We start from the raw sequence: 14,138 nt of genomic DNA, 5'->3' as shown, positions 1-14,138 counted from the left end.
TTTTCCTGATAGTCACCTGATAGTCGATGCCGGCTCGAGCCGGTGCCCGCTGGAGGAGCCCCATGCCCGGTCTGGAGACGGCGAGCGACGCGCTCCTCGCCGAGCGCTCCGCTGAGGGCGACGTCCGGGCGTTCGAGGTGCTGGTCAAGCGGCACCAGTCGATCCTGCGCGCCTACGCCTGGCGGCTGACCGGCTCGCAGGCCGACGCCTCCGACGCGGTGCAGAACGCGCTGATCACCGTCTGGGCGCAGCTGCCGCAGCTCAAGGAGCCCGCGAGCGTGCGGAGCTGGATGATGCGGATCGTCAGCCGGTCCAGCGTCGACCTGCTCCGCCAGCGCAAGCCCGTCGACGACGTCGACGCCGTCGAGCACCCGCCGGCGCGCGAGCCCGGCCCGTTCGAGTCGGTCGAGCAGAGCGACGCGATGCGCGCCCTCGCGAAGGCGCTGGCCGAGCTGCCCGAGACCCAGCGGCAGTGCTGGCTGCTCCGCGAGGTCGGCGGCGAGTCGTATGGTGAGATCGCCGAGCACCTCGGCATCACCGTCACCGCCGTGCGCGGCAAGCTCGCGCGGGCGCGGGAGTCGCTGGTCGTGGCGATGGAGGACTGGCGATGAGGGCCTGCGATGAAGGAGTCGGCGCGATGACGGAGCCGGCACGATGACCCCGGACGAGACGTCCGGCCCGCGCGGCGACGGCGAGGACGCCGTGCTGCCGCTGAGCGTGCCACCGGCCGATCCCGCCGCCGACACCGACCCCGACTCCGCCGACACGATCGGGATCGACGAGCTCGGCGACTACCTCGACCGCGGCCGCCTGCCCTACGACCCCGCCATCGAGGAGTCGCCGGAGCACCGGCGCACGCTGCGCGCCCTCGAGCGCGTCCGCGCGCTGTCCGGCGCGCTGATCGACGACGACGCGGCGCACCTCCCGGCCCCCACCGAGAACTGGTTCGGCTCGATCCTCACCCAGGTGCGGCGCGAGGCGCGCGCCGGCCGCGACATCCCGCTCGCGAGCACCGACCCCGACGTCGAGCTGACGATCACCGAGGGCGCCGTCCGCGGCATCGTCCGCGAGGCCGGGGACAGCGTCTCCGGAGTCCTCGTCGGCCGCTGCCGGCTGCAGGGCGACGTCGCCGATCCCGGTGCCGACATCGCGGTCGAGGTGACGATCTCGGTGTTCTGGGGCGTCCCGATCGCGGACGCGGCGCAGCAGGTGCGCGAGCGGATCCACTCCCGCCTGCTCACCCAGACCGAGCTGCGCGTCTCGACGATCGACGTCCGCGTCGAGGACGTCTACGTCCCGGGGGAGGAGGAGTCGTGACCGAGTCCGAGCAGCTCCCCGTCGCCCCGGTCGTGCTGGTGCCCGCGGGCGCTCCCGGCGAGCCGGCGCCGAGCGCGGCCGCCGTGCTCACCGCCGAGATCCGCGCCCTGGCCGGAGTGGCGATGCTCGTCCCGGCGCGCGGCCAGGTGCGCGACGTGCTCGCCCACGCCGCCGGTGCGCTCACGCCGTCCTCGGTCGACGCCGCGGACGGACCGCTCGGCGCGGTCTCCGGCGGGACCTTCGCCGAGCCGGTGCTCGTGCGCGTCCTCGGCGACGAGGTGTCGGTGTCCGCGGACGTCTGCGTCGCCGCCGACTCCTCGGCGCCCGACGTCGCCCGCGCGGTCGGCTCCGCTGTGCGCGAGTGGTGCCGGCGCGAGCACCCCGGGCGTCGCGCGAGCGTCGCGATCCGGATCGCCTCGGTCGACTGACCCGGCCGGGAGGGCCGCGGCCCCCTAGGCGCCGTGATCGGCGAGGAACGACTCCGTCTCGGCCGCCGTCGGCGTCGAGACCGCCGCGCCGGGCCGGGTGACCGAGATCGCCGCGGCCGCGGTCGCCCAGCGGACGAGCTCGACGAGCGCGGCCGGGTCGTCGAGCCTCTCGCCGCCGCTCGCGAGTCGCGCCGCGAAGACGCCGCAGAAGGTGTCGCCGGCGCCGGTCGTGTCGACGACCTCGACGCGGAAGGCCGGCGCACGCACCGGCTCGCGGTCGCGCACCGCGACGACGACGCCGTCGGAGCCGAGCGTGACCAGCACGAGCGGGACGAGCGCGGTGAGGGCGACCGCGAGCGCCGTGTCGTCGGCGGCCGCGAGACCGCGCTCGGCGCCGAGCTCGCGCGCCTCGTGCTCGTTGACGATCAGCACGTCGAGCTCCGCGAGCAGCTCGGCCGGCAGCGGGCCGATCGGCGCCGCGTTCAGGATCGTGGTGGTCGCCGCCGCGCGGCCGGCGCGGGCCGCCGCCAGCACCGTCGCGACGGGGATCTCGAGCTGGAGCAGCAGCGCGTCGGCGTCCGCGACCAGGCGCTCCTCCTCGGCGGTGAGGCCGGTGAAGGCCGCGTTCGCGCCGGAGTCGACCACGATCGCGTTCTCGCCCGCCTCGTCGACCGTGATCTGCGCGGTGCCGGTGCGGTCCTCGCCGCGGCGGGCGTGCAGCTCGAGCGGCTCCTCGGCGAGCAGCGCTGCCAGCTCGTCGCCCGCGGCGTCGCGGCCGAGGCTCGTGACGAAGACGCTGCCGGCGGCCGTGCGGGCGGCGGCGACCGCCTGGTTGAGTCCCTTGCCGCCGGGGAAGGTGCGGGAGTCGAGGGCGAGGACCGTCTCGCCGGGGGCGGGAATGCGGGTGACCCGGTGGACGTGATCGAGATTGGCACTACCGAGGACGACGAGGCTCATGCTCCGACGGTAGGGCACGCGCAAGGGGCTCCTGGCATCCTCCGGCCGCACCTACGGTGGTGGGATGGAAACTCGAATCTTCGGCCGCACCGGTGCGCCCGTCTCCGTCGTCGGCCTCGGAACCTGGCAGCTCGGTGCCGACTGGGGTGACGTCGCCGAGAGCGACGCCCTCGCGATCCTCGACGCGGCGGCCGACGCGGGCGTCACCCTCTTCGACACCGCGGACGTCTACGGCGACGGCCGCAGCGAGCGCACGATCGGCGCCTGGCGCGCCGCGAACCCGGACGCGGAGGTGTTCGTCGCCACCAAGATGGGCCGCCGGGTCGAGCAGATCCCCGCGAACTACGTGCTCGAGAACTTCCGCGCCTGGACCGACCGCTCGCGCGCGAACCTCGGCGTCGACACGCTCGACCTGGTGCAGCTGCACTGCCCGCCGACCTCCGTCTACTCCGACGACGCCGTCTTCGACGCGCTCGACACGCTCGTCGACGAGGGCGCGATCGCGCACTACGGCGTCTCGGTCGAGCGCACGGAGGAGGCGCTCACCGCGATCGCGCGGCCGAACGTCGCGAGCGTGCAGATCATCCTCAACGCGTTCCGGCTGAAGCCGCTGGACGAGGTGCTGCCCGCCGCTCGCGAGGCCGGCGTCGGCATCCTGGCGCGCGTCCCGCTCGCCTCGGGCCTGCTCAGCGGCCGCTACACGACCGAGACCGTCTTCGCGCCGGACGACCACCGGAACTACAACCGCGACGGCTCGGCCTTCGACGTCGGCGAGACCTTCTCCGGCGTCGACTTCGCCACCGGCGTCGAGGCCGCGCAGGAGTTCTCCCGGCTCGCCGCCGACCACGGCCTGGCGCCCGCCACCGCCGCCCTCGCCTGGATCATCCAGCAGGACGGAGTGACGGCCGTCATCCCCGGCGCCCGCTCCGTCGAGCAGGCCCGCGCGAACGCCACCGCCGCCGACGCGGCCCCCCTCGGCCCCGCCGTCATGGAGGCCGTCACCGCCCTCTACGACACGCACTTCCGCCCCACGGTCCACCCCCGCTGGTAGCCGTCAGCTGCTGACTCGCCCGAGAAGGCTCGTTCTCCACGTCGAGAACGAGCCTTCTCGGGCGAGTGGGCGCTGCCTGTGGAGAGCTCTGCGCGAGCGGCGCGCAGAAGCGCCAGCATGGCGCGGTGATCAGCGACGAGCCCGAGGGCGTCTTCCGCGTGTCGGAGGGGAGAGCGGCGGGCTGGTCGCGCGCTCGGATGCGGTCGGCGGGCGTGTCGGCTCCGATCTTCGGCGTCCGCTCGACGACTCCGGTGGTCACCCTCGGCGACCGGTGCGCGGCGGTGCTTCACCGGCTCGGCGACCACGTCTTCCTCTGCGGCCCGACGGCCGCGCTGCTGTGGGGCGCTCCGCTCGATCGCCGCTGGGAGCAGCGCCTCGTCCTCGACGTCGCCGTCGCGGCGCCGGCTCGCGCGCCGCATGCCGATGGACTGGCGGGGCGCAGCCTCCGCATCGACCGCTCCGCCGACCTCGTCGTGGGACGCCGCGGCGCGCTCACCTCTCCGGCCCGCACCTGGTGCGACCTCGGGGCGGTTCTCGACCTGCCCGACCTGGTCGCGGTCGGAGACGACCTGTTGCACCGCCGACTCGTCAGCCTGTCGCTGCTCGAGGCGACCGTCGCCCGATATCCGGGGCGGCGCGGCATCGCGCGCCTCCGGCCGGCCCTCGGTCTGCTCGACGCGCGGGCGGAGTCTCGGCCGGAGTCGCGCGTGCGGGTCGCCCTCGTGCTGGCCGGGATCACCGGGATCGAGGCGAACGTCGAGATCTACGACGAGACCGGCGTCTTCCTCGGCCGGGTCGACCTCTGCCTCGCCTGGGCCCGCGTCATCGTCGAGTACCACGGCGACCACCACCGCTCCGAGCCCGGCCGCTGGCGGAAGGACATCGCGCGGGCCCGCCGCCTGCGCGCCGCCGGCTGGAACGTGATCGAGCTCACCGGCGACGACCTCGCCGACCTGTCCGCCGTCGTGGCTCAGGTCCGATCAGCGCTGCCGCGCTGACTCGCCCGAGAAGGCTCGTTCCCCGGGCGGAGAACGAGCCTTCTCGGGCGAGTCGGGCCGGCGGGCGGCAGTGAGTGGTCACGCGGGCTAGGAGCCCAGCGCGCCGTCGACGATGGTGCGGGCCTCGGCCTGCACCTCGTGCAGGTGGTCGAGGCCGCGGAAGGACTCGGCGTAGATCTTGTAGACGTCCTCGGTGCCCGAGGGGCGTGCGGCGAACCAGGCGTTCTCGGTGACGACCTTGACGCCGCCGACGCCCGCGCCGTTGCCCGGCGCCTTCGACAGCTTCGCGACGATCTCCTCGCCGGCCAGCGTGGTCGCCGGGATCGCGTCGCCGTCGAGCTTGCCGAGCGCCGCCTTCTGCGCCTTCGTGGCGACCGCATCGACGCGCTCGTAGACGGGGTCGCCGAACTTCTCCGTCAGCTCGCGGTACAGCGCCGACGGGCTCTTGCCCGTGACGGCGACGATCTCGGAGGCGAGCAGCGCCAGCAGGATGCCGTCCTTGTCGGTCGTCCAGACGGTGCCGTCGAAGCGCAGGAACGACGCGCCGGCCGACTCCTCGCCGCCGAAGCCGACCGAGCCGTCGACGAGGCCGGGCACGAACCACTTGAAGCCGACCGGCACCTCCCAGAGGCGGCGGCCGAGCGACTCGGCGACCCGGTCGATGATCGACGACGACACGAGCGTCTTGCCGATCGCCGCGTCCTCGCGCCAGCCGGAGCGGTGACGGTAGAGGTAGTCGATCGCGACGGCGAGGTAGTGGTTCGGGTTCATCAGGCCGCCGTCGGGCGTGACGATGCCGTGGCGGTCCGCGTCGGCGTCGTTGCCGGTGAGGATGTCGTAGTCGCCGGCGCGGGCGACGACCGAGGCCATCGCGCTCGGCGAGGACGGGTCCATCCGGATCTTCTCGTCCCAGTCGAGGGTCATGAAGCCCCAGGCCGGGTCGACCTCGCCGTTGACGACCGTCAGGTCGAGCTCGTACATCTCGGCGATCAGCTGCCAGTAGTGCACCGAGGCGCCGCCGAGCGGGTCGGCGCCGATCTTCACGCCGGCCTTCTTGATCGCGTCGATGTCGATGATGTTCTTCAGGTCCGCGACGTAGTGGGTGCGGTAGTCGTAGGTCTCGACGGCGCTCGGCTCGGCCGACTTGACGTCGCGGTTGCCGTCGGCGATCAGCTCGTTGGCGCGGTTCGCGATCCAGGAGGTGGCGTCGGAGTCGGCCGGGCCGCCGTGCGGCGGGTTGTACTTGAAGCCGCCGTCGCGGGGCGGGTTGTGCGAGGGGGTGACCACGATCCCGTCGGCCCGGTCGGTGTGCGCCGGGTCGTTGTTCCAGCGGAGGATCGCGTGGCTGAGCGCCGGCGTCGGCACGTAGTCGTCGAACTCGTCGACGAGCACGCGCACCTCGTTGGCGACCAGCACCTCGAGGGCGGTCGTCAGCGCCGGGCGCGAGAGGCCGTGGGTGTCGGCGCCGATGAAGAGCGGGCCGGTGATGCCCTCGTTCGTCCGGTACTCGACGATGGCCTGCGTCACCGCCGCGATGTGGTCCTCGTTGAAGGCGGTGTCGAACGAGGAGCCGCGATGCCCGGAGGTGCCGAAGACCACCTTCTGCAAGGGGTCGGACACGTCCGGCTTCTTCTCGTAGTACGCCCTCACGAGGGCCTCGACGTCGATGAGATCGGAGGCCTCTGCCGGCTTCCCTGCGCGATCGGTCATGGGGTCCATAGTGGCAGTCGCGCCGGGGCCGCGATACCGGCTGGACAGGCGCTGGCTAGGCTGTCCGCCATGCCCGACCGCGCCTCCGACGGTGTCCCCGACACCGCCTCCGCCCCCCGCACCTACAGTTATCTCGGGCCCTCCGGCACGTTCACGGAGGCGGCGCTCGCGCAGGTGCCCGAGGCGCGCGGGCACATGTGGCGCAGCGTCGCCAATGTCGGCGAGGCGCTCGACGACCTCGTCACCGGCCGCAGCGACGGCGCCGTGATCGCGATCGAGAACTCGGTCGAGGGCGGAGTGACGGCCGCGCAGGACGCGCTGGCGAAGATCCCCGGGGTGCGCATCGTGGGGGAGTACCTCGTGCCGGTCTCGTTCATCCTGGTCGGCCGCCCGGGCACCCGCCTCGAGGACGTGCGGATCGTCGCCGCGCACCCGGTCGCCTACGGCCAGTGCCGGCAGTGGCTCGACCGCGAGATCCCGAGCCACGAGCACCTCCCCGCGTCGAGCAACGTCCAGGCCACGATCGATCTGCTGGCCGGCTCGCCCGCGCAGGCCGCGATCGCCCCGCCGGGCATCGTCGCCCACCACGGCGTCGACGTGCTCGCCGAGCGGATCGGCGACAATCCGAACGCGGTCACCCGCTTCGTGCACGTGTCGCGCTCGCGCGTGCTGCCGGAGCCGACCGGCGCCGACAAGACCAGCCTCATCGTCGAGCTGCCCTCCGACGCCCCGGGTGCGCTGCTGGACATGCTCGAGCAGTTCGCGACCCGCGGAGTGAACCTGAGCATGATCCAGTCGCGCCCGATCGGCGACGCCCTCGGCCGCTACCGCTTCGTCATCGACCTCGACGGGCACGCGCACGACGAGCGGGTCGCCGACGCCCTGCTGGGCCTTCGCCGCTTCAGCCCGCGGGTGATCTTCCTCGGCTCGTATCCCCGTGCGGATCGCCGTCCGGTCTCGTACGTGCGACGCTACGACGACGAGGTGTTCATCGAGGCCCGCGACTGGCTGCGCGGGATCCTCGGCAGCGAACCGGAGGTCGATGATGACTGAACGCGGCGGAGCCGAGCGCGAGCGCGTGGATCCGCGGTACGACCCCGCCTTCCAGCGCGGCTTCGCCGGGGGAGTGGACCGGGTGCGCGGCGACGAGCGCGCCTTCGCGCGGCCCGGGACGGCGCCCGAGGGGATCGCCCGGCGCCGCGCGCCGGCTCTCGCGGACATCGCGACCACGGCCGACACCCGGCGGTCCCGACGGGCGGAGGCGGCGGCTCCCGCCGCGGCGCCCGCGCGCCTGCCCTCGGACGCGGACGCCGCTGCGACCGCTCAGCCGTTCGCCGACGCGCCCCGCGAGGAGGCGCCCGCCCGCCGCGCCGAGGTCGCTCCCGAGCCGTCGGCCCCGCTCCTGCGGAATCCGTGGCTGCTCGCCCTGCTGCTCGCCGGTCTCGCCGGCAGCGTGCTCGGCGTCGCATTGCTCTACAACGGCTACTCCTCGCCGCCCGCGTCGTACTACGGCGACAGCGACACCCCGTCGCCGGAGTGGATCCAGCGGCAGATCGTCTACTACGCGTCGATCCCGCTGCTGGGCAGCCTGCCGTTCGCGCTGCTGCTCGCGATGGGCGTCGCGGCGCTGCGCTGGCGGGCCCGGCCGAAGGCGCGGCCCTCGGCGCTCGACGACGAGTCCGAGGCGGAGGCGACGAGCGTCTGACCTGGCGGAGGGCCCCTGCTGGTCGAGTAGCCCAGGAGGGGCGTATCGAGCCCGCTGTCACCGGCACTTCTGGTGGAGGGGGATCTCGATACGCCCGCTCTGCGGGCTACTCGATCAGCAGGACGGCGCCCGCTGCTCGATCAGCGGGTGGCCTCACACCCCCGACGCGCCGAAGAGCAGCCCGAGCAGGTAGGTGACGAGCGCCGCGCCGTAGCCGATGCCGAGCTGGCGCAGCGCGCGCGCGAGGGGCGGCGCGCCCGAGAGCAGGCCGACGATCGCACCGGTCGCGAGCAGCGCCAGGCCGACGAGGACCGAGGCGAGGATCACCGCGGCCAGCCCGGACATCCCGAGCAGGTAGGGCAGCACCGGGATGATCGCGCCGGACGCGAAGAAGCAGAAGCTCGAGAGCGCCGCGCCCATGCCGGTGCCGATCGACTCGTACTCGTCGACCGACGGGTCGGCCTTCACGCCGCCGATCGTGATCGGCGAGGTCGGCGCCGCGCCGCCCCGCAGACCGGAGAAGACGCGGGCGGCGCGGGCGTCCGCCTCCTCCTGCGAGAGCCCGCGGGCGCGGTAGACCAGCGAGAGCTCGTTCGCGTCGACGTCGAGGTCGGGCACGACGTGGTTGGTGTCGAGGTCGGGCGAGGACGCCGAGAGCAGCTCGCGCTGCGAGCGCACCGAGACGAACTCGCCGGCGCCCATCGAGAGCGCGCCCGCGAGCAGCCCGGCGATGCCGGTGAACAGCACGACCCCGGTGCCGACGCCGCTCGCACCGACGCCGAGGACGAGGGCCAGGTTCGAGACCAGGCCGTCGTTCGCTCCGAACACCGCGGCGCGGAAGGTGCCCGAGAGCCGGCTGCGACCCCGCTCGGCGAGACCGCGGACGACCTCGCCGTGGATCCGCTCGTCGGCGGCCATCGCCTCCGTCGCGTCGTCGTCGTCGGCGTAGGGCGAGCGGGCCTCGGCGCGCTGGATCAGCGCGAGCACGAAGACCGAGCCGAACTGCCGGGTGAGGAAGCCGAGGAGGCGGGTGCGCAGGTCCGGCCGGGGCTGCGGCTCGGCGGCCGGCCCGAGCAGCTCGCGCCAGTGCTCCTCGTGCCGGCCCTCGGCGGCGGCCAGGGCGAGCAGGATCTCGCGCTCCTCGCCGGTGCGGCGCTCGGCGAGATCGCGGTAGCTCGCGGCCTCGGCGAGCTCATCGGCGAGGTAGCGCCGCCAGCGCCGGATCTGCACGGGAGTGGGGGAGGAAGGGGTGTCTCGGGCGGTGGTCGCCATGGGATCTCCTGGGTTCGGCACCCCGGCCGACCCGCGCGAGAGGACCGGTCAGGACACGTGTCGACTGACCGAAGGTCTCGTTCGCCCGGTTCCGCGAGGATCCGGGTGGCGCGCCGGGTCCGGGACTCTCCGGACCAGCATGTCGACGCGCCTCGTCGCCCGCTCGGCGGGCGGTGGGAACTACTCCCCTTCGCAGGGACCACGGTAGCCCACGTGGCGGCGTAGGGTCGAGCCGCAGTGGAGCCCCGGCTCCGGATCCAGCGCCCTCGGCGCTCCCTCGAAGTGGAGGCCGCCCATGCCCGGCGACAGCGCACCGACCCGCCGACTCGTCGCCGAGCTGGAGGAGCGCGCCCGCGAGGCGCTGCCGTGGTTCGTCGCCGATTACTACGGCGCGGTGGCGGGCGGCCGGTCCGAGCGCGACGCCGACCTCGCCGCGTGGGACGCGGTGCGCTTCCGGCCGGCGGCCCTGCGCGGCGAGCTCGACGGCGACACCACGACCACGGTCCTCGGCACGCCGGTCGCCGGCCCGGTGCTGATCGCGCCGATGGCGCAGCAGAACGCCGCGGACCCGCGCGGCGAGATCGCGATGGCGGAGGCGGCCGCGCGAGCCGGCACCCTCCTCGGCGTCTCGACCAACACGGCGCTGCCCTTCGAGCGGATCGCGGCCGAGGGTGCGCCCTGGTGGTTCCAGGTCTACCTGCTCGAGGATCGCGCGGTGACGCACGCCCTCGTCGAGCGGGCCGCGGCGGCGGGCGCCCGCGCGCTGATGCTCACCGTCGAGATGCCCGTGCTGCGCGGCGAGCGGCCGGGGATCGAGCCGCTGAGCTGGCCGGACGTCCCGGGCAAGGCGCGGCTGGGCAACCTGACCGAGCAGGAGCGCGCGCGGGTGCTCGGCCGGCCGGTGCCGAATCCGGGGCTCGACGACATCGGCCGGCTCGCCGCACTGACCGGCCTGCCCGTGCTGGTGAAGGGCGTGCTGCGCGGCGAGGATGCGCGGCGCGCGGTCGACGCGGGGGCGGCCGGCATCGTCGTCTCCACCCACGGCGGCCGGCGGATGGACGGCTCGATCACCGCCGTCGGGGCGCTCGCCGAGGTGGTCGCGGCGGTCGGCGGCGACGCCGAGGTCTACGTCGACAGCGGGGTGCGCTCGGGCCGGCACGTGCTCGCGGCGCTCGCGCTCGGCGCCCGGGCGGTCTTCGTGGGCCGCCCGCTGCTCTGGGCGCTCGCCGCGGGCGGCGCCGACGAGGTCGCCGCGCTGCTCGGAGTGCTCGACGCCGAGTTCCGGGTGCTGCTGCGGCAGTCGGGGGCGGCGTCGATCCGCGACCTGGCGGGTCTCGCCGCCCGGGCTTGATCCCGCCGATGCCCGGGCTGTGCGTCAGGCGGCGACGCCGCTGCGGACCCGGCGGCGCTGCTGCCGCTCGTGCTCCGCGTCGAGCAGCTCGCGGCTGCGCTGCGTCGCCAGGAGCGCGAGGAGGGTCTCGGTCTCCTCCTCGATCCGCTCGCGCAGATCGGACGGCTCGCGGGTGAGGAGGCGCTTGGCCGCGGCGGCCGCGAGCGGCGGGCGGGCGGCGAGTGCCTCGACGCGCTCCGCGACCCGGGCGGCGAGCTCCGCGCGGGGCACGACCTCCGTGACGAGCTGCCACTCGAGCGCCTCGGCGGCCCGGACCGAGCGGCCGGAGAGCACGAAGTCGAGGGCGCGGCGGCGGCCGACGATGCGGGGGAGCGTCGCCGTCACTCCGCAGTCCGGGATCAGTCCGACATCGCCGTACGCGCTGAGGAAGGTGGCGGCGGGCGTCGCGACGACGATGTCCGCCGCGAGCGCGAAGGCGATGCCCGCGCCGGCGGTCACGCCGTCGATCGCGCAGACGACGACGGCGCTGCTCTCGCCGAGGAGGCGGAACGCCTCGCCCGCGGTCGTCGCGAGGTCGCGGAGGTAGTGGTCGGGGCGGTCGGCGCCCATGATCGCCGAGATGTCGCCGCCCGTGCAGAAGGCGCGGCCGGCGGCCTCGATCACGATGACGGTGCAAGCGGGGTCGGCGTTCAGCTGGATCAGGGCGCGCACGAGCTGCAGCGCGGTGTCGAGGTCGAGCGCGTTCAGCGCGTCGGGACGGTCGAGCACCAGGCGCGCGACGGGTCCGGTGCGCTCGAGGCGCACCGTCTGGGGGCGGGTGGGCATGGCGGAGCCTCTCAGGGGGCGAGGTCGTGTCGGGGGTGAGGTCGTGCTGGGGTGAGCCCGTGCCGGAGTGAGCACGGGGTCTTTCACGGACCTCGCCTTCGGGAGCAGAGATGCCGTGGCGCCGCACGTCGGGTGATTGGCGCAGAACGACATTCGCAGCCCTCGGCCCCTTCGGATCGGTCTGCTCGGCTGATCCTCAGGTGGCCGACCGCGCCCCTCTAAACTGCTGGAGTGATTGATCCCGTACTTCTCCGCGAGAACCCGGACGTCCTGAAGCGCTCGCAGGAGGCGCGCGGCGACTCCGTCGAGCTCGTCGACGACGCCCTCGAGGCCGACCGCGCACGCCGGGCCGCGATCACCGAGGCGGAGCGCCTCCGCGCCGAGCAGAACGCCTTCGGCAAGACCGTCGCGAAGGCGCCGAAGGACGAGAAGGCGGCCCTGGTCGCCGAGGCCCAGCGCCTCGCCGCCGCCGCCAAGCAGGCGCAGCAGGAGGCCGCCGAGGCCGACGAGCGCTTCGGCTCGCTCGTGAAGCGGCTGGCCAACCCGATCATCGACGGTGTCCCCGCGGGCGGCGAGGACGAGTTCGAGCTCGTGCGCATGGTCGGCGAGCGCCCCGTCTTCGACTTCGCACCGCGCGACCACCTCGAGATCGGCGAGCTGCTCGACGGCATCGACATGCAGCGCGGCGCGAAGGTCAGCGGCGCGCGCTTCTACTTCCTCAAGGGCCTCGTCGCCCGCCTCGAGATCGCGCTGATGAACCTCGGCCTGGAGCGCGCCCTCGAGGCCGGCTTCACCCCGCTGATCACGCCGACGCTCGTGCGCCCCGAGATCATGGACGGCACCGGCTTCCTCGGCGAGCACGACGACGAGGTCTACCGCCTGCGTGACGACGACCTCTACCTCACCGGCACCAGCGAGGTGGCGCTCGCCGGCTACCACGCCGACGAGATCCTCGACCTCACGGGCGGGCCGAAGCGCTACGCCGGCTGGAGCACCTGCTACCGCCGCGAAGCCGGCTCCGGCGGGCGCGACACCCGCGGCATCATCCGGGTGCACCAGTTCAACAAGCTGGAGATGTTCGTCTACACGCTGCCCGAGGACGCGGAGGCGGAGCACGCGCGCCTGCTCGCGCACCAGGAGGGCGTGCTGCAGAGCCTCGGCCTGCACTACCGCGTGATCGACGTCGCGGCAGGCGACCTCGGCCAGAGCGCCGCCCGCAAGTTCGACGTCGAGGCCTGGGTGCCCACGCAGGACGCCTACCGCGAGCTCACCTCCACCTCGAACTGCACGACGTTCCAGGCCCGCCGTCTCGACACCCGCTACCGCACCGAGTCGGGGAAGACCGCGCCCGTCGCGACCCTGAACGGCACGCTCGCGACCACCCGCTGGATCGTCGCGCTCCTCGAGACGCACCAGCAGGCGGACGGCTCGGTGCTCGTCCCCGAGGCGCTGCGCCCGCACCTGGGCGGCCTCGAGGTCCTCGAGCCGGTCCGCGGCGCATGAGCGCGGGTCGGCGTCTCGTCGCCCTCGACATCGACGGCACCGTCATGCACGAGGACGGCACCATCACCGATGCCGTGATCGACGCCATCGCGCGCGTCGTCGCCCAGGGCGACGAGGTCATGCTCGCCACCGGCCGCTCGCCCTCGACCACGCTGCCCGTCGTGGAGCGCCTGGGCATCGCGCCGGAGTTCGTGATCTGCTGCAACGGCGCGGTCACCCTGCGCCGCGACGCCGAGGGCGCCTACCGCCCCGACGTCGTCGAGACCTTCGACCCCACCGAGGTGCTCGAGACCATCCGCCGCCACCTCCCCGACGCGCACTACGCCGTCGAGGACGCGGACGGCGCTTTCTCCTACACCGAGTCCTTCCCGGGCGGCGCGGTGACGGGCGCCGAGACCGTGCACGTGCCCTTCGAGGAGCTGCTCGGCGTGCAGTCGACCCGTGTGGTCGTCATCTCGCCCGGCACCGGCATCGAGGAGTTCACCGAGCTGGTCGAGCGGATGGGCCTGCACCAGGTCAGCTACGCCATCGGCTGGACCGCCTGGCTCGACATCGCCCCGAACGGCGTCAACAAGTCGACCGCCCTCGAGCTCGTCCGCGGCCGCCTCGGCATCGAGCGGAGCGACGTGGTCGCGCTCGGCGACGGCCGCAACGACATCGAGATGCTCACCTGGGCCGCCGAGCACGGCGCCGGCCTGGCGATGGGTCAGGCGCCGGACGAGGTCCTCGCGGTCGCGTCCGCCGTCGTCCCCGGCGTGCACGAGGACGGCGTCGCCGCCGCCCTCTCCGCCCTGCGCTGACGGCCGCCCGCCGCGGTCGGTTACCATCGACTGTCTCTCCCCGCGGGGAGCGGCAGGGAGGGCTGTCCGAGCGGCCGATGGAGCCAGTCTTGAAAACTGGTGGGCAGAGATGTCTCTAGGGTTCGAATCCCTAGCCCTCCGCCATCCGGGAGCCCGTCCTTCTATCGCGGGGTGCGCCGCCTCCGAGGCGCTGGTGGACGGACTAGCCGATCCGGACCGCG

General features: G+C 74.0%; 14 protein-coding genes and 1 tRNA gene. 11 read left to right on the top strand and 4 right to left on the bottom strand.

The genetic code is table 11. The features are described 5' to 3' along the window. Positions 1-62: 62 nt before the first annotated feature. Genes GSU72_RS15585 through GSU72_RS15575 form a run of 3 tightly spaced genes read left to right on the top strand, consistent with a single transcriptional unit; the run spans position 63 to position 1,745 of the window. Positions 63-611, top strand: coding sequence for a sigma-70 family RNA polymerase sigma factor (locus tag GSU72_RS15585; protein ID WP_159985856.1), 549 nt, complete (start codon positions 63-65; stop codon positions 609-611). A gap of 43 nt (positions 612-654) precedes the next feature. Then, positions 655-1,317: an Asp23/Gls24 family envelope stress response protein gene (locus GSU72_RS15580; RefSeq protein ID WP_159985855.1), complete on the top strand. Its 663-nt coding sequence runs from the start codon at positions 655-657 to the stop codon at positions 1,315-1,317. Continuing rightward, positions 1,314-1,745 carry a hypothetical protein gene (locus GSU72_RS15575; protein WP_159985854.1) on the top strand — a complete coding sequence of 144 codons (432 nt, stop codon included), beginning with the start codon at positions 1,314-1,316 and terminating at the stop codon, positions 1,743-1,745. The genes GSU72_RS15580 and GSU72_RS15575 overlap by 4 nt, the downstream gene beginning before the upstream one ends. 24 nt (positions 1,746-1,769) lie before the next feature. Here GSU72_RS15575 and GSU72_RS15570 read toward each other — a convergent pair whose 3' ends face one another. Then, complete coding sequence (locus GSU72_RS15570; protein WP_159985853.1) at positions 1,770-2,702, bottom strand: ribokinase; 933 nt, start codon at positions 2,700-2,702, stop codon at positions 1,770-1,772. Between the two features lie 64 nt (positions 2,703-2,766). Here GSU72_RS15570 and GSU72_RS15565 point away from each other — a divergent pair, with 64 nt between their 5' ends. Together GSU72_RS15565 and GSU72_RS15560 are read left to right on the top strand one after the other, a co-directional pair. Next, positions 2,767-3,753, top strand: coding sequence for an aldo/keto reductase (locus GSU72_RS15565; RefSeq protein WP_159985852.1), 987 nt, complete (start codon positions 2,767-2,769; stop codon positions 3,751-3,753). A 125-nt stretch (positions 3,754-3,878) separates the two neighbouring features. Continuing rightward, positions 3,879-4,751 (top strand): DUF559 domain-containing protein, encoded by an 873-nt coding sequence (locus tag GSU72_RS15560; protein ID WP_159985851.1) that lies wholly within the window; start codon positions 3,879-3,881, stop codon positions 4,749-4,751. A gap of 87 nt (positions 4,752-4,838) precedes the next feature. Here the strand turns inward: GSU72_RS15560 and pgm are convergent, their stop codons facing one another. After that, on the bottom strand, positions 4,839-6,461 hold the full coding sequence (gene pgm, locus GSU72_RS15555) for a phosphoglucomutase (alpha-D-glucose-1,6-bisphosphate-dependent) (RefSeq protein ID WP_159985850.1): 1,623 nt from the start codon (positions 6,459-6,461) through the stop codon (positions 4,839-4,841). 69 nt (positions 6,462-6,530) lie between these two features. Here pgm and pheA point away from each other — a divergent pair, with 69 nt between their 5' ends. Next, entirely contained in the window at positions 6,531-7,514 is a 984-nt protein-coding gene (gene pheA / locus GSU72_RS15550; protein ID WP_159985849.1) for a prephenate dehydratase, read from the top strand. After that, positions 7,504-8,166 carry a hypothetical protein gene (locus tag GSU72_RS15545; RefSeq protein ID WP_208545072.1) on the top strand — a complete coding sequence of 221 codons (663 nt, stop codon included), beginning with the start codon at positions 7,504-7,506 and terminating at the stop codon, positions 8,164-8,166. The genes pheA and GSU72_RS15545 overlap by 11 nt, the downstream gene beginning before the upstream one ends. Before the next feature lie 153 nt (positions 8,167-8,319). Here the strand turns inward: GSU72_RS15545 and GSU72_RS15540 are convergent, their stop codons facing one another. Further along, on the bottom strand, positions 8,320-9,438 hold the full coding sequence (locus GSU72_RS15540; RefSeq protein ID WP_159985847.1) for a VIT1/CCC1 transporter family protein: 1,119 nt from the start codon (positions 9,436-9,438) through the stop codon (positions 8,320-8,322). A gap of 295 nt (positions 9,439-9,733) precedes the next feature. On the opposite strand from GSU72_RS15540, the gene GSU72_RS15535 reads away from it, so the two are divergent. Further along, positions 9,734-10,789, top strand: a complete 1,056-nt coding sequence (locus GSU72_RS15535) for an alpha-hydroxy-acid oxidizing protein (protein ID WP_159985846.1) — start codon at positions 9,734-9,736, stop codon at positions 10,787-10,789. A 24-nt stretch (positions 10,790-10,813) separates the two neighbouring features. Here GSU72_RS15535 and GSU72_RS15530 read toward each other — a convergent pair whose 3' ends face one another. Then, positions 10,814-11,614, bottom strand: coding sequence for an enoyl-CoA hydratase/isomerase family protein (locus tag GSU72_RS15530; RefSeq protein WP_159985845.1), 801 nt, complete (start codon positions 11,612-11,614; stop codon positions 10,814-10,816). A gap of 231 nt (positions 11,615-11,845) precedes the next feature. Here GSU72_RS15530 and serS point away from each other — a divergent pair, with 231 nt between their 5' ends. The 3 genes from serS to GSU72_RS15515 all read left to right on the top strand — a co-directional run bounded on the left by serS (position 11,846) and on the right by GSU72_RS15515 (position 14,061). Continuing rightward, positions 11,846-13,117 carry a serine--tRNA ligase gene (gene serS, locus GSU72_RS15525; RefSeq protein WP_159985844.1) on the top strand — a complete coding sequence of 424 codons (1,272 nt, stop codon included), beginning with the start codon at positions 11,846-11,848 and terminating at the stop codon, positions 13,115-13,117. Beyond that, positions 13,114-13,917: an HAD family hydrolase gene (locus tag GSU72_RS15520; RefSeq protein WP_159985843.1), complete on the top strand. Its 804-nt coding sequence runs from the start codon at positions 13,114-13,116 to the stop codon at positions 13,915-13,917. Before serS ends, GSU72_RS15520 begins: the two co-directional genes overlap by 4 nt. A 56-nt stretch (positions 13,918-13,973) precedes the next feature. Beyond that, positions 13,974-14,061: transfer RNA gene (locus GSU72_RS15515), tRNA-Ser, on the top strand. Positions 14,062-14,138 lie beyond the last annotated feature (77 nt).

It is taken from the genome of Rathayibacter sp. VKM Ac-2760 (genome assembly GCF_009834185.1).
Lineage (GTDB): Bacteria > Actinomycetota > Actinomycetes > Actinomycetales > Microbacteriaceae > Rathayibacter.
Note: the sequence above shows the minus strand (reverse complement) of the source record. Positions and strands in the feature narration are given on the sequence as shown.